At 66.3% G+C, this 19145-nt stretch carries 16 protein-coding genes and 1 pseudogene; 7 read left to right on the forward strand and 10 right to left on the reverse strand.

Translation table 11 applies throughout. From position 1 onward, the window contains the following. Nucleotides 1–14 precede the first annotated feature (14 nt). The 9 genes from XINFAN_RS05490 to cysQ form a co-directional block, all read right to left on the reverse strand. Nucleotides 15–977: a KpsF/GutQ family sugar-phosphate isomerase gene (locus tag XINFAN_RS05490; RefSeq protein WP_124085473.1), complete on the reverse strand. Its 963-nt coding sequence runs from the start codon at nt 975–977 to the stop codon at nt 15–17. Further along, nucleotides 958–1572, reverse strand: coding sequence for a ribonuclease D (locus tag XINFAN_RS05495; protein WP_124085474.1), 615 nt, complete (start codon nt 1570–1572; stop codon nt 958–960). Before XINFAN_RS05495 ends, XINFAN_RS05490 begins: the two co-directional genes overlap by 20 nt. A gap of 175 nt (nt 1573–1747) precedes the next feature. Continuing rightward, nucleotides 1748–3157: a nodulation protein NodH gene (locus XINFAN_RS05500; RefSeq protein WP_124085475.1), complete on the reverse strand. Its 1410-nt coding sequence runs from the start codon at nt 3155–3157 to the stop codon at nt 1748–1750. Between the two features lie 7 nt (nt 3158–3164). Then, the gene (locus tag XINFAN_RS05505; protein WP_124085476.1) at nt 3165–4862 is read right to left on the reverse strand and encodes a DUF5927 domain-containing protein; all 1698 of its coding nucleotides are present in this window, start codon (nt 4860–4862) and stop codon (nt 3165–3167) included. Then, on the reverse strand, nt 4859–5869 hold the full coding sequence (locus tag XINFAN_RS05510; RefSeq protein WP_124085477.1) for a glycosyltransferase family 2 protein: 1011 nt from the start codon (nt 5867–5869) through the stop codon (nt 4859–4861). The genes XINFAN_RS05505 and XINFAN_RS05510 overlap by 4 nt, the downstream gene beginning before the upstream one ends. A 214-nt stretch (nt 5870–6083) precedes the next feature. Further along, a complete protein-coding gene (locus tag XINFAN_RS05515) occupies nt 6084–7157 on the reverse strand; it encodes a glycosyltransferase family 2 protein (RefSeq protein WP_124085478.1) in 1074 nt (357 codons plus the stop codon). Between the two features lie 4 nt (nt 7158–7161). Next, a complete protein-coding gene (gene galU / locus XINFAN_RS05520) occupies nt 7162–8061 on the reverse strand; it encodes a UTP--glucose-1-phosphate uridylyltransferase GalU (RefSeq protein WP_124085479.1) in 900 nt (299 codons plus the stop codon). A 151-nt stretch (nt 8062–8212) separates the two neighbouring features. Next, complete coding sequence (locus XINFAN_RS05525) at nt 8213–9001, reverse strand: 3-deoxy-manno-octulosonate cytidylyltransferase (protein ID WP_124085480.1); 789 nt, start codon at nt 8999–9001, stop codon at nt 8213–8215. Continuing rightward, nucleotides 8998–9792 (reverse strand): 3'(2'),5'-bisphosphate nucleotidase CysQ, encoded by a 795-nt coding sequence (gene cysQ, locus XINFAN_RS05530; RefSeq protein WP_124085481.1) that lies wholly within the window; start codon nt 9790–9792, stop codon nt 8998–9000. Before cysQ ends, XINFAN_RS05525 begins: the two co-directional genes overlap by 4 nt. 157 nt (nt 9793–9949) lie before the next feature. Here cysQ and XINFAN_RS05535 point away from each other — a divergent pair, with 157 nt between their 5' ends. The 7 genes and pseudogenes from XINFAN_RS05535 (at nt 9950) to XINFAN_RS05565 (ending at nt 17306) form a co-directional block, all read left to right on the forward strand. Then, nucleotides 9950–10774 (forward strand): ABC transporter permease, encoded by an 825-nt coding sequence (locus XINFAN_RS05535; protein WP_124085482.1) that lies wholly within the window; start codon nt 9950–9952, stop codon nt 10772–10774. Next, nucleotides 10771–11373 (forward strand): COG3650 family protein, encoded by a 603-nt coding sequence (locus XINFAN_RS05540; protein WP_160144545.1) that lies wholly within the window; start codon nt 10771–10773, stop codon nt 11371–11373. Before XINFAN_RS05535 ends, XINFAN_RS05540 begins: the two co-directional genes overlap by 4 nt. A 182-nt stretch (nt 11374–11555) precedes the next feature. Beyond that, complete coding sequence (gene dnaK / locus XINFAN_RS05545) at nt 11556–13463, forward strand: molecular chaperone DnaK (protein WP_124085484.1); 1908 nt, start codon at nt 11556–11558, stop codon at nt 13461–13463. A 72-nt stretch (nt 13464–13535) separates the two neighbouring features. Next, complete coding sequence (dnaJ, locus tag XINFAN_RS05550) at nt 13536–14690, forward strand: molecular chaperone DnaJ (RefSeq protein WP_124085485.1); 1155 nt, start codon at nt 13536–13538, stop codon at nt 14688–14690. A 108-nt stretch (nt 14691–14798) separates the two neighbouring features. Beyond that, complete coding sequence (radC, locus tag XINFAN_RS05555) at nt 14799–15563, forward strand: RadC family protein (protein ID WP_124085486.1); 765 nt, start codon at nt 14799–14801, stop codon at nt 15561–15563. Between the two features lie 415 nt (nt 15564–15978). Beyond that, nucleotides 15979–16212, forward strand: a pseudogene (locus XINFAN_RS05560) (transposase); the annotation flags it as partial. 860 nt (nt 16213–17072) lie between these two features. Continuing rightward, the gene (locus tag XINFAN_RS05565; RefSeq protein WP_124085487.1) at nt 17073–17306 is read left to right on the forward strand and encodes a hypothetical protein; all 234 of its coding nucleotides are present in this window, start codon (nt 17073–17075) and stop codon (nt 17304–17306) included. A 293-nt stretch (nt 17307–17599) separates the two neighbouring features. On the opposite strand, the gene XINFAN_RS05570 is transcribed toward XINFAN_RS05565, so the two are convergent. Beyond that, the gene (locus tag XINFAN_RS05570) at nt 17600–19132 is read right to left on the reverse strand and encodes a phosphate ABC transporter substrate-binding/OmpA family protein (RefSeq protein ID WP_124085488.1); all 1533 of its coding nucleotides are present in this window, start codon (nt 19130–19132) and stop codon (nt 17600–17602) included. Between the last annotated feature and the right edge of the window lie 13 nt (nt 19133–19145).

Raw genomic sequence — 19145 nt, forward strand, 5'->3', positions numbered from 1 at the left:
GCCCGCCCCCCCTCTCAGGCCACGCCCGCGCGCAGGCAGTCGTGGATATGGACGATGCCCTCCACCCTCTGGCCCGCGCCGGTGACCAGAAGGCAGGTGATCTTCTTGTCGTTCATCAGCGCCAGGGCCTCGACCGCGAGCGTATCGGCGCTTGCGGTCAGCGGCGCCCGGGTCATCACCTCGCCCGCGCTGTGGCCAAGCAGACCCTCCATATGCCGCCGCAGATCGCCGTCGGTGACGATCCCGAGCAGGTGGCCGTCTTCGGCCACCCCCACCACGCCGAAACCGGCGCGGGTCATGGCGATCAGCGCCTCGGACATCGGGGTATCGGGCGCGACCAGCGGCGCCTCGCGGTGCATCAGATCGCCGACGCGCAACAGTTTCGCGCCCAGCTTGCCGCCGGGGTGGAAGACGCGGAAATGCTCGGGCGTGAAGCGGCGGTGCTCCATCAGCGCGATGGCGAGCGCGTCGCCGAGCGCGAGGGTCATCGTGGTCGAGGTGGTCGGCACGATCCCGGTCTCGCAGGCCTCGGGGGCGGCGGGCAGCACGATCGCCACATCGGCCTCGCGCAGAAGGGTCGAGCCCGCGCGCCCGGCGATGCCGATCAGCGGGATGCCGAAGCGGCGGGAATGCGCCAGCATGTCGGCAAGCTCCGGCGTCTCGCCCGAGTTCGACAGCATCAGGATCACGTCGCCTGTCGCGATCATGCCGAGATCGCCGTGGCTGGCTTCGGCCGGGTGGACGAATTGCGCGGGCGTGCCGGTCGAGGCGAAGGTAGCGGCGATCTTCTTGCCGATATGGCCCGATTTTCCCATGCCCGAGACGACGATCCGCCCGCTGGCCTTCAGGATCAGCGCGACGGCCTCGGTGAAGGAGGGGCCGAGCGCGTCCGCGAGCAGATCAAGCGCCCCGGCCTCGCGCCGGATCACCCGGCGGCCGGTGGCGAGGAAGGCCTCGTCAGTGGGTGAAGATGTCATTGGTGTCATCCCAGCCCAGAAGGTCCATCCCGGCCCGGACCGGCAGGAAGTCGAACAGCTTTTCCGCCAGCGCCAGCCGGTCCTCGCGGATCAGCTTTTCTTCCAGCGCGGCTTTCAGCCGGTGCAGGTAAAGCACGTCCGAGGCGGCATAATCCTTCTGCGCGTCGGTCAGTTCCGCCGCGCCCCAGTCCGAGGTCTGCTGTTGCTTGGACACATCGACACCGACCAGATCGGCCAGCAGATATTTCAGCCCGTGGCGGTCGGTATAGGTGCGGATCAGCTTCGAGGCGATCTTGGTGCACCAGACCGGCGCGGTGGTGACGCCGAAGGCGCGTTGCAGCGCGGCGATATCGAAACGGCCGAAGTGGAACAGTTTCAGCCGGGCGGGGTCGGTCAGCAGGCGCTCCAGATTGGGGGCGCTGGTCTGGCCGCGGGCGATCTGCACCAGATGCGCGTCGCCGTCGCCCGCGGACAACTGGACCACGCAAAGCCGGTCGCGGCGCGGGTCGAGGCCCATGGTCTCGGTGTCGATGGCGACGACGGGGCCGAGATCGAGCCCGTCGGGAAGGTCGTTCTGATGCAGGTGAATGGCCAAGGGGGGTGCTTTCCGGCTGGGATGGAAGGGAATTAGTCCCTGGCCGGTCAGCGGTCAACCGCGGGGGCGGAAAACCCGCCCGTGAAGGCGGGCGCTGGCCTTGCGGCCAGCCCGGGGGCCCTGCCCCCGGACGGGCTGCGCCCTCCCCCGGGGTATTTGGCTCAGGGTGAAAGGATCAGGGTTTCCAGCGGGCGAAGCCGAAGCCGAGGTAGTCGCGGGTCCAGGCGTCCTGGGCGGCCTCTTCCATCTCTTCGCTCCAGATCGCGTCCAGCGCGGCGGGGGCGGCTTCGTCGGTTGTGACGGGCGGAGAGGGAAGACCGAGTTCCGCGGCGAGGAAGGCGAGGCCCGCGCTGAGGCGGTCTTCGCGGATCACGAGATCCGGCGGCTGGAAGCCGGCGAAGCCCTGGATGACCGCGGTCTGGCTGGCCCAGTGCGGATCGACCTTTTGCCCGGTCTGGCCGCCGGTCGAGAGTTTGGCGTAGCGCAGGAAGGTGAGAAACGCCTCGCGGTGCTGTGCCGCATCGGCGAAATCGCGGCCGGGGGGCGGCAGGTCGGCCTTGTGGGCGCGGATCAGCGTGGCGCGATGATCCATCAGCTTGCCGCTGACGATCATCTCGCGGAACGCCACATGGGCGCGCAGCAGCGGGTGGCGGACCACGGTGAAGCTGCGATGCCCGGGGCGGGCGCGTTTCCATTGCCGCAGGCTCTTTTGTACGAAATCGCCGATCACGCCACCCTGGCCGAGCTGGCCGAGCCAGTCGCGCAGGCCTGCGACCGGGCCGCCTTTGACCGGCATCCAGATCAGCGGCGCCCCGGCGCTTGCGAGGAAGCCGGGGATTGCCGCGGGGCGGCGCGGCTCGAAATTCGGGGTGCGCGAGAGGTTGAAACGGTCGAGCCGCGCCAGTGCGGCCTCGATCGCCCCGGGGTTCGAGACCTTCCCGGCCAAAGGCTCGGGGTTTTGCTTTTTCAGCGTGGCGTCGGGGGCGTCGAGCCGTGCCGCGACCCCCAGCCAGGTGGCGAGGCCATTGAGCACCGCCACATCCTGGATATCCTCGTAATCGAGGTAGAAGGCGGTCTGGCCGGTGGTTTGCAACCCGTTCAGCAGCTGGATCTGGAACGCCTGCACCTTCTCAAGATGGCGTTCGAACTCGGCGCCGTCGAAGCGGGCCTGCGCGGTTTTCAGGTTCTTGACGTTCGTCAGCTTCCACTGGCCGGTGGCCTGGGCGATCTTCCAGCTGACGTAGCTTTCCAGCGGATTGCGGGTCAGCACGATCTTGGCGCAGGCGGGATCCTGGATCAGATCGGGCAGGATGCGCGGATCGTGATCGTGGAAATAGCGGAACCCGGCGAGGCCCGGGGTCTGTTCGCGCATCCGGTGCAAAAGCAGATGCGGATCGCGTTCGCGCGTGGCCAGATCGACGCCGAACGCCTCCTGGCAGTCCTTTTTGCCGATGAAATGCGGATTGAACATCTCGCCGAGGCAGGACACCCCCGCCAGCGCGTTCAGATTGGCTTCGAGGAAGTTCGAGCCGGTGCGCATCTCTGCGAACATCACGAAAGAGGTGAATTTCACCGCGGCGGCCATGGAATCGTCACTTCACCAGATAGGGGCGCGGGCGGCGGCCGCCGGGATTGGGCAGATCGCCGCCCACCGGGAAATCGCCCATCAACTCGGGTTTCATGCCCTGGTTGCGCAGGTTTTGCAGGAACTGGCCGAAGCCGGTCAGATTGGTCAGCCGCGGCACCTCGGTCAGGCGGCGCAGGGAGCGCGGGCTGATCTCATCGACGATCATCTGCAACGGCTCCATTGGGCTTTCGACGAATTCGGCGAGCTTCCAGATCCGCACCCGCGCCTTGACCTCGGGCGCGCGCAGGATGGTGAGGAATTCCGATTCGATGCGTTGCAGCCGCGCGGCCTCGGCGCGGATCTCGCCGAAATTGCGGTTCGACTGGAACAGGGGCACCGCGAAGGCGCCGGTGATGACCGAGATCTGCGCATGCGGGTCGCCCGCGATGAAAGGGGCGATCTTCTGGCTGTCGCGCGGGCCGAACTGGAAGCACTGCCGCTCGCCCCGGGTGTTCCAGATCAGCGAGGTCAGGAAGCCGCGCGGATTGTAGTCGCGCAAACTGGCGCTGTCGCAGAGCGAGCCGTTGTAGAACTGCGCGCCGCCGGCGAATTCCACCCGCTCGGGCGCGAAGAGATGGCCGTGGGCGCGGGTGCCCGCCACTTTCGACAGCCAGGTGTCGAAGCCCTCGAACAGCTCGGCAAAGCCCTCGAACACCGAATAGGGCGCGGCGGTGCGGCCGTTGACCCATTCGCGGTTCGGAAAGCGCGACTGCATGTAAAGCCCGGCGCGTCCCGCGGTGCGCCGCTCGACCGCTCTGGCGAACAGCCGGTCGATCTTGCCGGGGTTGGGCTCGGCCCGGGGCTGGCTGGCGGCGTCGGGATGCAGGAAGGTGCCGTAGAGTTTGTCGGCATGCGGCCAGATCTTACGCGCGATGAAGCAGTCCGACCGGCGCAGAAGCTGAAGATGGTCGTCGTAGAAGACGTGCGGCTTGCCCTGATAGTCGAATTTGGAAAGCGTCAGCGAGCGGCTTTCGACATTGGCCGAGACCATCCGCACCAGCGACTGGAAATAGCTCTCATCCGGTATCCAGACCCGGTGGAAATAACGGTCGTATTCGGCGCGGTCGGGGCTTTCCAGGATCGCCGAAAGCGTCTGGCGCGTCAGGCACCACCACTGGCTGCCCAGATGCGGCACGAGGCCCGCGGGCAGCTTGCGGCGCACCCGCATCCGGCGCTGCGCCTCGACGTAAAGGTCGAAGAGCATCCGGTTTTTGCGCCAGGAAAACGGGAAGCGCAGGGTGAAGCGTTCGGCGTTCAGCCCGCCCACCGTCCAGCCCACATCGGCGGTGGTGACGCTTTCGATGAAATCGGTGCGCGGCCGCGCGTCGAGCCAGTCGCGCAATTCCCCGACCGGGCGCAGTGGCAGGCACGAGCCCGAGACGAGGCAGACATGGCGCACATCCGCAAAGTCGCGCAGCATGATCGCGCTGGCCTCCTGGGTGGCGGCGACGATGCCCCAGGTGCCCCATTCGCAGACATGGCGCGGCGAGAAGCGGATGTTCTCCAGATCGGCCAGCGCGGCGCGCATCCCCTCATACCGGTCGGCGGGGGTGGATTTGTCGACATGGATCACCACCGGACAGCCGCGTTCGGCCCAGTGCCGGGCAACCTGGGCGGCGCGGTCCAGCGCGGTGTGGCACAGCATCACGAAGCCGAGGCTCATGCCCAGTTCCCCTTGGACATCAGGCCGAGGATTTCGAGCTGCCGCCAGTTGATGTATTTTTCGCTCCACTTGCACCAGAAATCCGGCTGTTCCTTCAGCCCTTCGAGATAGGCCTTGTATTCGCGGCTTTCGGCATAATGCTGGCCGCGGGCCATTTCCTCTTCGGCCTTGGCGGCGAATGTATCCAGGAACTTGGCGTGAAGAAGGCAGCCGGAAGCCTTTTCCCCGCCCCATTCGTCGAACACGAGGTTCAGCCCGCGCGGCAAAAGCATATGGGTCGAGCTGATATAGGCATAGCCGCGGTGCCATTTGACCAGCGGGATCTTGTTCAGCGCCGGGGCCTGGCGCGGGCTGTCGGCAAAGAAGGTCCGTGCGCGCGGGCCGCCCTGGATCCAGAGATTGCCGTAGCTCCAGTTGCGGCTGATCGTGTAATTGCCGCTGTCGAACCACTGGGCGATCTCGAACGGGTTCTGCCCTTCGCGGTAGGGCTGATCCTGGACCGGGCCCTTGGGATACATGTCCAGCAGCATCGCCGAAAAGGCGCGCATTCCGCTGGTGTCCAGCCAGTCGGTCAGCGCGCGCAGGGGGCGGGTCTCGCAGAACGGATAGATCAGGAATTCGTCCACATCCACCGTCAGGCACCAGCGCCCGTGGCCGTAGCGCCGCAAAAGCGCCGAGATCCAGTCCATGCCGAAGCGGCTGGCCTTGTAGCTGCCTTTGCTGGTCCAGAGCGAGACATCGCTCTGGCCGGCCAAATATTCCCGGCTGCCGTCGTCGCTGTCGTTGTCGACGAACAGGAAATGATCCACGCCGAGGTCGCGGTAATATTGCAGGAAGAACGGCAGGCGGATTCGCTCGTTCCTGAGGGTGCAGAACAAGAGCACCGGATCGCCCGACAGCCGGTCGGCCCCGACCGAGACCGGACGGAGCTGATATGAGCGCAGGAGCGCCCGGCCGAGCAGCCGTTTCCTGCGCCAGCGCAGGCGATATGAATCGACGACGCTCACGATCCGCGCCCGCCGGGCGTCTCGTGCCTGTGCGCTGGCCGGGCGCCGCGCGCACCGCCCCTGCGACAGGACCAGGATTTCCCGACCTTACCCACCGGCATCCTTTCTGCGGCCGCCGGTGTTTCGGAACCGGAAACCAGATTGGCTCTGATTACTGGTCTGGGCCCAAAAAGTAAACAATTGCGCAACGATTCAAAGGCGCTGGCCGCGGGGCTCATATCCAGCCCCCGCGCGACATGAGGCCAAGCGCCTCAAGCTGGCGCCAGCCCCGGTATCGCTGCGACTGCGGGCATTTCAGCACCGGCGCCGACAAGAGCCCGTCGTAATAGGGGCCGAAGCGGGCGGGATCGGCGAAATGCTGGCGGCGGGTCTTTTCCTCGGCGGATTTCTCCAGCACCTCGGGCAGGAATTTGGTGTGCAAAAGCACGCCCGAGGTCCGCTCGCCCGCATCGTCCCAGACCCGGTTCAGCCGCGCGGGCAGCAGCGAATGGGTCGAGTTCAGCCAGGCATAGCGCCAGTGCCATTTCACCAGCGGCAGCTTGTTCAGCGTGGGCGCGCGGCGCGGCTCATCGGCGAAAAAGGCGCGGGCGCGGGGGCCGCCCTGGATCCACAGGCTTTGCAGCCGGGGCTGGATCTGCGCGACGTAATTGCCGCTGTCGAACCAGGGCAGCAGCGCGGTGGGATCCTCGCCGGGCCGGTAGCTGCCCTCGCCGAGCCGCCCCTCGGGGTAAAGCTCCAGCATCATCGCGGGCATCGCCGGCAGGCCCTGGCTGTCGAGCCAGCCGGTCAGCGCGGGCAGCGGGCGGGTATCGTGATAGGGATAGACCAGCAGCTCGTCGGCATCGAGAACGAGGCACCAGTGGCCGTGGCCGTGGCGCAACAGGATCCAGTTCAGCCAGTCCAGCCCGAAGCGACTGCGGCGGTAGCTGGCCGCGGTGGACCAGAGCGAGATATCCGGCTGATCGCGCAGCAGAGCGGCGGTGCCGTCATGGCTGGCATTGTCGACGATCAGGAAGTGATCCACGCCCAGGCGGCGGTGATGGTCGAGGAAATACGGCAGCCGCGCCGCCTCGTTCCTGACCACCATGGCGCAGAGGATGGCGCCCTTGCCGATCGCGGCGGTGCGGTCGGTCAGCCTGCGCAGCTCGCGCCGTTTGCGGATGGCGCGGGCGATCAGGGCGCGGCGCCTGATGCGCAGGCGCCAGGCCTGCCACAGGTTTGCCGCACCCGTTTCCGGGGGCGGCGGTGCGTCGGTCGCGCAGGCGGTCGCGCTGCGCCCGGCCGTCATCGGCTTACTGCGCCGCCTTCAGCTGCGCCATCATGTCGTGCAGATAGGACGAGAATTCGTCCCGCAGATCGGGGCGCGACAGGCCGAAGGCCACGGTGGCCTGAAGGAAGCCCGCTTTCGAGCCGCAGTCGTAGCGCATGCCGCGGAAGCGGAAGCCGTAGACGCCCGAGCCGCCCTCGCCCGCCTCTTCGGCGATGGCATCGGTCAGCTGGATCTCGCCGCCCGCGCCCTGTTTCAGCCGGTTGAGGTTGGTCAGCACCTTGGGCGACAGGATGTAGCGGCCGATCACCGCGAGGTTCGAGGGCGCTTCCTCGGCCTTCGGCTTCTCGACCATGCCGCGGGCCTGGACGATGGCGCCCATATCCTCGGCGATGTCCAGCACGCCATAGGCCGAGGCTTTGGCGGGCGGCACCTCCATCGCGGCGACCATATTGCCGCCGGTCTGCTCATAGGCTTCGACCATCTGCGCAAGGCAGGGCTGTTCGGCCGCGATCACGTCGTCGGGGAGCAGCACCGCGAAAGGCTCGTCTCCGATCAGCCGCCGCGCGCACCAGACCGCATGGCCAAGGCCGAGCGGCCGGTTCTGCCGCAGATAGGCGATGGCGCCCGAATCCATATTGGTGGATTTGAGGATTTCCAGCAGCTGCTCTTTGCCGGATTTCTTCAGCGCGCTTTCCAGTTCGGGGGCGCTGTCGAAATAGTCTTCCAGCGCAGATTTCCCGCGCGAGGTGACGAAGATGAATTCTTTGATCCCCGCCGCGCGCGCCTCGTCGATCGCGTATTGGATCAGCGGGCGGTCGACCAGCGTCATGATCTCTTTCGGGATCGACTTCGTGGCGGGAAGAAAGCGTGTGCCAAGCCCGGCAACGGGAAATACGGCTTTCGTGACCTTTTTGGGCTTCATGATCGTTCTCGTTACTCGCTCAGCTTGCGCTTCAGGATGCGATTGTTGACTTTTCAGAGTAATGTGGCGGGATTCGGGCGCCCGGGCGGCTTCGTGTGAATATGCCCGGAAATCCCGAAGGAAAATATACGCAGAACAAGATTATGACCGTTCAGCGTGTTTCCGCCAGCATCGCTTCTATCACCGCAACGTCCGAGGGATTGTTCAGTTCCCAGAAACGGCGGCCCCGCGATTCGACCGGAACGCACAGCACCTTGCGGCCCTGTTCCAGAAAGCGGAGCTGCTCCAGCCCTTCCAGTTCCTCAAGCGGGCCCTGCGGCCAGGACGGGTAGTCGCGCAAGGCGGCGGGGCGGTAGGCATAGACGCCGACATGATGCCAGACCGGGGTGAGGGCGTCGGGGGCATAGTCGCGCCCGGTATAGGGGATCACCTCTTTCGAGAAATACAGCGCGCGCCCGCCCGCACCGAAAACGGCGGTGGTGCCGCCGACCCGTCCCGCCCGGCGGTCGGCCAGAAGCCCCGCCAGTGCCGCGCCGTCGCAGCGCAGCACCGGGGTGGCGATGGCGGCCTCGTCGTCGCCTTGCAGCCCGGCGATCAGATCCTCGACGAACCAGGGCGGCGTCAGCGGCGCATCGCCCTGGAGGTTGATGAGGATATCGCAGCCCGGCAGTGCGGCGGCGACTTCGGCGCAGCGTTCGGTGCCGTTGCGGGCGTCGGATGAGGTCATCACCACCTCGGCCCCGAACCCGGCCGCGTGATCGGCGATCCGGGCATCGTCGGTGGCCACCACCACCCGGTCCACGCCGCGCACCGCGCAGGCGGCTTCCCAACTGCGGCGGATCAGGGTCTTTTCGCCGTCCGGCCCGCGCAGGGCGACCAGCGGCTTGCCCGGGTAGCGGGTCGAGGCATAGCGGGCGGGGATGGCGATCAGCACGCTCACTTCAGCGCGACCCCCGGCGCATAAGCGATGAAGAACGGGTTGTCCCAGCCGGGCTTGCCGTAGGCCAGCGGGGTATGGTCGTCAAACCGCACCACATGGCCGCCCGCGCCGCGCAGCACCGCGTCGCCCGCGGCGGTGTCCCATTCCATGGTGCGCCCCAGCCGGGGATAGAGATCGGCCTCGCCGGTCGCCACCAGGCAGAATTTCAGCGACGACCCGGCCGAGGTCATGTCGCGCACCCCGTAGCGGGCGATGTAATCGTCGGTGGCCTGATCGCGGTGCGATTTCGACGCCACCACCATCAGCGCGGCATTGTCGGGTGCGGGGTTCACCCGCAAAGGCGTCAGCGGGCCGGGGGTGTCCTTGTCGAAAGCGCCGCTCTCCTCGACCGCCGTGCCGTCGGCGGTGGTGTAGAACAGCCGTCCCTTCGCGGGGGCGTAGACCACGCCGCGCAAGGGCACGCCGTTTTCGACCCAGGCGATGTTGACGGTGAAATCGCCGCGGCGCTGGACGAATTCTTTGGTGCCGTCCAGCGGATCGACGATCAGGAAGGTGCTGGCCGTCAGCGCATGGCTCGCCGCCTGTTCCTCGGTGATCAGCGCCAGATCCGGGAAGGCCGCGCGCAGCCCCGCCGAGATCAGCGCATCCGCGGCCTCGTCGGCCTCGGTCACCGGGCTTGCGTCGCTTTTCGCCTTCACCGCGAAGTCGGGGCCGTCATAGACCTGCATGATCCGGTCCCCGGCTTCGAGCGCCAGACGGCGGAGCACGGAGGAAAGGCGGACGAAATCCATGAAAAACTCCTCGGATACGGCCCCGGCAGACAGTTGCCAGCGCAAATCCGGCCCTTTATCCTCCGCGCTTAAGAGAACGGCAAGATTTCCCGTCTGAAATACCGTCCCGAACCCCGCCATATGCCGGCGGAACGGCGGGCACAGCCAAGGACCGACAATGTTCCGAGCACAGGCGAAACGGCCCTCCGGGCTGAGGACGGGGTTCGAGATCCTTGAGGTCATCTATTACGCCACCGTCCGTCAGCTGCGCGGCAGCCATTCCAATGCGGTGACCGCGCTGGTGATGAACGTGGTCCAGGCGGCGGTGATGCTGTTCATCTTCGTCATGATGTTCGACATTCTGGGGATGCGCCGCTTTGCGATCCGGGGCGATTTCATCCTTTATGTGATGTCCGGGGTCTTCATGTTCATGACGCATGTGAAGACGCTGGGCGCGGTTTCCGGCGCCGATGCGCCGAACTCCACGATGATGATGCATGCGCCGATGAATCCGGTGATCGCGGTGGTTTCGGCGGCGCTGGCGGCGCTTTATCGTCAGGCCTTTGCGGCGGGGATGATCCTGTTCGCCTATCACACGCTGTTCCGCCCCATCAGCATATTCGATCCGGTGGGCACGATCGGGATGTTTCTGGTGGCCTGGGCCTCGGGGGCGGCGATCGGGCTGATCTTCTATGCCGCCAAACCCTGGCACCCGGATTTCGTCGGCATCGCCGCGACCATCTATCAGCGGGCGAACATGATCGCTTCGGGCAAGATGTTCGTCGCCAACCAGGCCAGCTCCTGGCTGCGCTCGAAATTCGACTGGAATCCGCTTTATCACACCATCGACCAGGCGCGCGGGCATATGTTCCTCAACTATCAGCCGCGCTACACCTCGCTGGAATATCCGGTCTATGCGGTGCTGGTCTGCCTGATGATCGGGCTGATGGGGCAGTTCTTCACCCGCAGATTCGCTTCGGCAAGCTGGGGGAAACGCCGGTGATCCGCCTGTCTTTCGCGCTGTGGCTTGCCCTTGCCGCTCCGGCCGCGGCTGAAACATTGCCCGCGCTCTACCGGGTCGCGGGCGTGGCGGCGGGGGATGCGCTCAATGTCCGGGCCGCGCCTTCGGCGGCGGCTGAGGTTCTGGGGGTGATCGCCCCGGACACCCGCGGCGTCGAGGTGGTCGGGCTGAGCGAAGACGGCAGATGGGGCTTGGTCCACAGCGGCGAGGGCAACGGCTGGGTGGCGATGCGTTATCTGGAAGCCACGCCGCCCGAAGATCCGGCGCGGATTCCGGCGCCCCTGCGCTGCCTCGGGACCGAGCCGTTCTGGAGCCTGACCCGCGCCCCCAATGGCGGCACCTGGTCCACCCCCGGGGCAGAGGAGACGCTCGGCTTTCCCCGGGAATATGTCGCCGACCGGGGATATTCGGCCTGGGGCGAGGATAGCCTGAGCGGCAGCTACCAGCTGATCGTGACGCGCGAGACCTGTTCGGACGGGATGTCCGACCGGATCTACGGCTTTTCCGCGCGGGTTTTCGCCGTTTCGCCCGGGGGAAACCGGCTTTATTCCGGCTGCTGCACGCTGGATGCGCGCCAGTAGCACGGGCTTTGCCGAAAATTCGGCTCAATCACGGGATCAGAACCGTTGCAGGCGCATTTTGCCCTGCCTATATACGGCCAGTCACAGGGCGGTTATCGCACCGCCGCATTCCATGAACCCGCGACGGGTGCCGAAGTTCCCGGGCCCGAAGCGGATGATCGCCTGAAGAAAGGGATACGAATATGGCCAAAGTCATCGGTATCGACCTCGGCACCACCAACTCCTGCGTCGCCATCATGGATGGCTCGCAACCCCGCGTCATCGAAAACTCGGAAGGCGCGCGCACCACGCCCTCGATCGTCGGCTTCACCGAAGGCGAGCGTCTCGTGGGCCAGGCCGCCAAGCGCCAGGCGGTGACCAATGCCTCGAACACCGTCTTCGCGGTCAAGCGCCTGATCGGCCGCCGCCTGGGCGAGCCCGAGGTCGAGAAGGACAAGAAGCTCGTCCCCTACAACATCGTCGACGGCGGCAACGGCGACGCCTGGGTCGAGGTGCGCGGCGAGAAATATTCGCCCAGCCAGATTTCCGCCTTCATCCTGCAAAAGATGAAGGAAACCGCCGAGAGCTATCTTGGCGAGACGGTCACCCAGGCCGTGATCACCGTTCCGGCCTATTTCAACGACGCCCAGCGTCAGGCCACCAAGGACGCCGGCAAGATCGCGGGCCTCGAAGTGCTGCGCATCATCAACGAGCCGACCGCGGCCGCGCTGGCCTATGGGCTCGACAAGAAGGAAACCAAGACCATCGCGGTCTATGACCTCGGCGGCGGCACCTTCGACATCACCATCCTCGAAATCGACGATGGTCTGTTCGAGGTGAAATCGACCAACGGCGACACGTTCCTCGGTGGCGAAGACTTCGACATGCGCATCGTCCAGTATCTGGCCGATGAGTTCAAAAAAGAGCATGGCGTCGATCTGACGCTGGACAAGATGGCCCTGCAACGCCTGAAAGAGGCGGCGGAAAAGGCCAAGATCGAACTGTCCTCCTCGTCGCAGACCGAGATCAACCAGCCGTTCATCTCGATGGACAAGAACACCGGCCAGCCGCTGCACCTGGTGGTCAAGATGACCCGCGCCAAGCTGGAAAGCCTGGTCGGCGATCTGATCGTGAAGTCGCTCAAGCCCTGCCAGGCCGCGCTGAAGGATGCGGGCCTGTCGAAGGACGAGATCGACGAGGTGGTTCTGGTCGGCGGTATGACCCGGATGCCGAGGGTGATCGAGGAAGTCTCGAAATTCTTCGGCAAGGAACCGCATAAGGGTGTGAACCCCGATGAGGTCGTGGCCATGGGCGCCGCCGTTCAGGCCGGCGTGTTGCAGGGCGACGTGAAGGACGTGGTGCTGCTCGACGTGACCCCGCTGTCTTTGGGGATCGAAACGCTCGGCGGCGTGTTCACCCGCCTGATCGACCGCAACACCACGATCCCGACCAAGAAGTCTCAGGTCTTCTCGACCGCCGAGGACAATCAGAACGCGGTGACGATCCGCGTGTTCCAGGGCGAGCGGGAAATGGCGGCCGACAACAAGATGCTGGGCCAGTTCAACCTGGAACAGATCCCGCCGGCGCCGCGCGGCGTGCCGCAGATCGAGGTCACGTTCGACATCGACGCGAACGGCATCGTCAGCGTCAGCGCCAAGGACAAGGGCACCAACAAGGAACAGCGGATCACCATCCAGGCCTCGGGCGGTCTCTCGGACGAGGACATCGAAAAGATGGTCCGCGACGCCGAAGCCAATGCCGATGCCGACAAGGCCCGCAAGGAACTGGTGGAAACCCGCAACCAGGGCGAAAGCCTGCTGCACTCGACGAAGAAGTCGCTGGCCGAGCATTCCGACAAGGTGGATCCGTCCACCGTCGAGGCGATCGAACTGGCGATGAGCCCGCTGGAAGACGCGCTGAAAGGCGAGGATGCCGGCAAGATCAAGGGCGCCATCCAGAACCTGACCGAAGCGGCGATGAAGCTGGGCGAGGCGATCTACAAATCCCAGGCGGCGGAAGCCGGCGGGGATGAGGACGCACCGCGCCCGGTCGACGAGGACGATATCGTCGATGCCGATTTCGAGGACCTGGGCGACAACAAGCGGAAGTAATTCCGTTTTGGCCGGAAAGGGGGGCGGTCCGGGCGCGGGCCGCCCTTCTCCGGTCAGGAGAGGGCTTTTGCGATGGCAAAACGCGACTACTACGAGGTTCTCGGCGTATCCCGCGGGGCCACGGCCGACGAGATCAAGAAGGCTTATCGCCAGAAGGCGAAAGAGCTGCACCCCGACCGCAATTCCGACAATCCCCAGGCCGAGGCCCAGTTCAAAGAGGCGAACGAGGCCTATGACGTTCTGAAGGATGCCGAGAAGAAGGCGGCCTACGACCGTTTCGGCCATGCCGCTTTCGAGGGCGGGATGGGCGGCGGTGGCGGCGGGCCGCAGGGCGGCTTCCGCCAGGGCGATTTCGCCTCGGCCTTCTCGGATGTGTTCGAGGATCTGTTCGGCGATTTCATGGGCGGGCGCGGCGGCGGTGGCGGCCGGCGCTCCCGGGCGCAGCGCGGCTCGGATCTGCGCTACAACCTGCGGGTCTCGCTGGAAGAAGCCTCGCGCGGGGTGCAGAAGACGATCAACGTGCCCACTTCGGTGCAATGTGAGGTCTGCCACGGCTCGGGTGCCGAGGGCGGGGCCGAGCCGCAGACCTGCCCGACCTGTTCGGGCATGGGCAAGGTGCGCGCGCAGCAGGGCTTTTTCACGGTTGAGCGGACCTGCCCGAACTGCGCCGGCACCGGCCAGATCATCAAGAACCCCTGCAAATCCTGTCATGGCGCCGGTCGGATCGAAAAGGACCGCCAGCTTTCGGTGAACATCCCCCCGGGGGTGGAAACCGGCACCCGCATCCGTCTCGCGGGCGAGGGCGAGGCTGGCTTGCGCGGCGGGCCGCAGGGGGATCTCTACATCTTCATCGAGGTGAAAGAGCACCCGATCTTCCAGCGCGACGGCGTGCATCTGTTCTGCCGGGTGCCGATCTCGATGCCCGCGGCGGCGCTCGGCGGCGAGGTCGAGGTGCCGACGATCGACGGCGGCCGCGCCCGGGTGAAGGTGCCCGCGGGGGCGCAGTCGGGCAAGCAGATGCGGCTGCGCGGCAAGGGGATGCCGGCTTTGCGCGGCGCGGGCCATGGCGATATGGTGATCGAACTGGCGGTGGAAACCCCGGTCAACCTGACCGCACGGCAGAAGGAACTCCTGCGCGAATTCGAGAAACTGTCCGAGGAGAACAACCCCGAGGGCAGCTCGTTCTTCTCGAAGGTGCGCGGGTTCTGGGACGGGATGAAGGGCTGACCTGACAGCCGGATCCTTCAAAGGATCCGGCCAAATTCCTTCGAAGGAATTTGCTCTGCCCTGTCCGGCGTTAACCCTTTCTAAACCACGGTCGCCCAGGCTGCCCGCATGGCACAGCATCATGGTTTCGCCGAATCGCCGCTTCCGCTGAGCTTCCCCTTCGGGGATGAGGCGGAAGCTGTCCCGCTTCCCGGGCGGCTTCCCAGCTATATCCGCGACCATCGCGCCCGGCTGCGCGCCCGCTTCACCGAGGGCGGGGCGGCGGCGATGCCGGATTACGAACTGCTGGAGCTGATCCTGTTCCGCGCCATCCCGCGCCAGGACGTGAAGCCCCTCGCGCGGCTGCTGATCGACACTTTCGGCGATTTCAACCGGGTGCTCTCGGCGCCGCCCGCCCGGCTGACGGCGGTGAAGGGCGTGGGCGAGGCGGTGGTGCTGGAGTTGAAACTGGTCGAGGCCAGCGCGCAGAGGCTGATGCGGGCGCGGGTGATGAACCGGCCGGCGCTGTCATCCTGGGACGCGCTGCTCGACTATTGCCACACCACCATGGCGCATCGCGAGACCGAGCAGTTCCGGCTGTTGTTTCTCGACCGCAAGAACGTGCTGATCGCCGATGAGGAACAGGCGCGGGGAACGGTGGATCACGTCCCGGTCTATCCGCGCGAGGTGGTGAAGCGGGCGCTGGAACTGAACGCCTCGGCGCTGATCCTCGTGCACAATCATCCGAGTGGCGATCCGACCCCGTCCGAGGCGGATATCACGATGACGATGCAGGTGCAGGACGCCTGTCGTACTCTTGGAATTACTCTTCACGATCACCTGATTATCGGCAAATCAAAGGAAGTCAGCCTGCGGTCATTGGGGTATCTGTAGCTTCAATAACCACCCTGCCGGATAGCGTGCGGGCATTCAGGGCACAGAACAGGCCGGCTGGCTTCGGCGAGGTGTTAAACACGACCGATCCCGCCTGGAATATGCAGGTTCGGGACTTAAAGTGTTTGTCGGCACAGAAACATCGCTCCGCAATATATCGAGGACCATCTGACATCCGGGGCCCAGAGAAGCTCTCCTGGCCGTTCGGCCGCGCGATGAAAGCTCTGCGGAGGCCTGCCCCCCTTCCAGTTGATCGCCTCAAACCGGAGCGTCACCTCGCCCCTGTGTGCCAGAGCCTGGACAGTGGCGCAGGCAGCCGCTTGCATTGCCGCCAGGATCAGGCCCCATTGATCGTGATTCTGTTCGGTGCTTCAGAAGGTGTCCCGACACCCTTCCGATGAGCAATCTTGTCTGACTGACCAAGGCGCAGATGGCCCGGCTCCAGCCCTTCTCCCTCAAGCGCCATGGCCGTCCCCGTGTTGATGACCGCCGCGTTCCTGGCGGCATAATCTTCATCAAAGGCAGTGGCTTGCGCTGGTGCGATGCGCCCAGCGAATATGGCCCGCCCAGGACCCTATGCAACCGGTGGAAGCGCTGGAACCGGATGCCCGGCCTGGCGTCAGGGGTTGCCGGGGAGAAGACGATCATGCGGAGCAGGCGAACGCCACCGGATCGGGTGACCCACGGGCTCATCCTGGCTTCCACACCACATCACAGGTGATGTCCGGACCATTTCTTCCGGTTTGCCCGTTCTGCCAGCTTGCCCGCCCGGAGCACTTGCCGGCGCGCAGCGCTCTAAGCGCGCCTTCAGACCGGGGTCATCTCCCTTCCGGTCCCGGGCATTCCGGCGCTGCGGTGTGGCGGCATTGGCCCCCGGGCTGCGATGGTGCTGTGGCGGCCCCTGGTGTCATGGATTCCGTCGGTGGTGATACTGCCTTCCGCGCCTCCGGCGAGGGGGGGCGCCTGATCTTCCGGTTCGTCCGAGCCGGTGGCGCTTCGCCGACCCGGCATCCCCGATGCGGTTGCCGGTCATCCCGACCGACCGCCCCTCCGGCCTATCTGTATCAGTACCGATATGGATCCTGCGCCGCCGGCGATGGCGGTCGGCCCCGTGCCCGCGGATATGGGCCGGGCCGGAAAGCAGCCCGGCTATGAGTAGGGTCAGCATTGATCCGGGGGCAAAAGCCCTGCAATTTTGTTTTCCCGGTGATTGGCCACCCGCCCCTCGCCATGGTCGCCGGGACCACATGCCTCCGGTTTCCTGAACCGGTGGCGACACCACCGGCATATGTTCATGGCCTGATCTGCCGGAGCGGCAGCCCGGACAGGCTCCCGGTCGGGAGGCAGAACCGGACGGCCGTCAGTGAGACTTCTTGGATGCCCCCTGCCGCTCGGGGCCGCGACCCGGGCCAGTTGCGGGTCAAACCACACCATTGGGGAGCCGCGACGCTTCGGGGCTGGTCGTAGCCGTACCGGTCGCCGTTCGGAAAACAGGGAAAGGAAAGCCGCATGGTGATGAACTCGCGGTTCCATGATCAGGTATTGGACTTCGTGTTCGCTGGCCCGATCCTTCGCAACGACCGGTTTGCCGATCGCTCCGGGATTCCGTCATCCTGGGCGGGGCCCTGTCACGCCGGATGGTGGAGGCTGGCCCTTTGCGCCCGGTCAAAGCAGTCGCGGGCTGCTGCCATGTATACCTTTGATCCAGTGCTCGATCTGCTGAGGGTCGGAAGTGCGATCTGACGTTCAAAGCCCGGCCAGTGCCGGGACGATGATCGGGTTGTCATTCTGCGCCGATCCCCGGCGGCCGCCTGCCTGAACGCATCGGTTGCAGGATGCGCGGGCGCAGCGTCGGGGGGCGGATCGGTGCGGCGTCTCTTTGATGAGCCTGTCGATAGCGGTGGGGAATACCGTGCCTGGTGCTCTCGCGGGTTCTGCCGGCGCCGGGCTTCGATCGCAGTTCACCGAAGGGGGGAGGAATCCACAGCCGATCCGCCCGCTTAAAAAAAGGCGTTCGCTGCCCCCTGACGCCCGGGTCACAGCGGGGCGGGGGTGAAATCCGGGACCACCCAGAGCTCGACCCGCCGGTTCAGCCGGCGCCCGATGGCGGTTTCGTCGCAGGCCATCGGCAGCGCCTCGCCAAAGCCCTCGACGATCGGGATCTGCTCGGGGCGCAGATCGGGGGCCAGCGCGGCCAGGTCCTGAGCCACCCGTTCGGCGCGCTCGGAGGACAGCGCGCGATTCGCCGCTGCATCGCCGGTTCCGTCCGAGAAACCGGCGAAGATCAGCGCCTTCGCCGGGAACTGCCCCGAGCCGATCAGCCGCGCCAGCTGCGCGAGGTTCTCGCGCGACGAGGCGTCCAGCTCTGACGTGCCCTCCTCGAAGCGGAAGGTCAGCGACAGCCGGTCGGCGCCGTCCATCACCTCGGCCAGCCGCTTCAGATCGGCCAAAGTCACATCCGCGCCCGCGCCGCGGATCGCGTTGATCAGCCGCAGTCCGTCGCGCGTCATCGGCGCGGCTTCGACCGAGCGGTCGATATAGCCCGCGGCCGCCACCGCTGTGTCGGCCTGCGGTGTGGCGAGGAATTCCAGAAACTCGCGCGCGATCAGCGGCAGGCGGCGCGGCGGTGGCACCAGAAAGACCGGCAGCGCCAGCGGGTAATCCTCGGCCTTGACCGAGACCGGCAGCGGCAACAGCGGAAAGCCGCAGCTGTCGGTCAACGGTGCCGCCGTGGCGGGGGCCATCTCGGCCCGGCCGGTGATCGCCAGCGCCCAGGGGTCTTTCGCCACCGCGCTTGCAAGGCTGGCCATATCCGGGTGCAGCACATCGGCGCGGATCTGCGTGCCCAGCCGTTCCGCCAGCGCCCGCGCCATATCGGTTTCGGGCGCCAGGGCATGCAGCACGATGGGCATGTCCGGCCCGCCCAGACCGGCCCAGTTCTTCACCTCGCCCGAGAGCGCCCGCGCCAGATCGGGGGTCGAGATCCGGGGCGTCGGATTGTCGGGCGCCATCACCGGGACCAGCGCTTCCAGCGCGACGGGCCGGGCCTCGCCCCCGCGCGAGCCGATCAGGGTGAGTGCGAACTCGGCCGCCCCGGCGTCGAGCGCGGCGCGGGCGGTGTCGGGATCGGCGGGGGTGAAGGAGATGTCGGCGAGGATCTGCGCGCCGTCGGGTTCCTGGATCCGCGCGGCCCAGGATTGCGGCGCCTCGGGAAGGGTCTCCTGGAACACGAGACCGCGGTTGGCGGCGAAGGCGCGGAACAGGCCGGGCATCAGCCGCATCCCGGCATCGGGCGCGCCGGTCAGGCGGATTTCGGCGCGCGGCGCGGTCAGGTCGGGGCAGGCGGGGCCCTCGCAGATCACGCCCTGGCCATCGACGGTCAGCAGCCCCCAGGCAGTGTCGATGCGGTAGAATTCGCCGTCGAACCCCAGCAGGCGGCCCGGCAGCACGATATTGCCCTCACGCGAGATCAGCGTCACGTCCTCGGCCCGGGCGGGGGCGAGGGCCGACAGCAAGGCCGCAAAAACAAGCGCGGCGAAAACCGCCGCGCCGCTGTGTCCCGAATACATAACGCCCACCGGC

Source organism: Pseudogemmobacter humi, from assembly GCF_900609055.1.
GTDB classification, from domain to species: domain Bacteria; phylum Pseudomonadota; class Alphaproteobacteria; order Rhodobacterales; family Rhodobacteraceae; genus Pseudogemmobacter; species Pseudogemmobacter humi.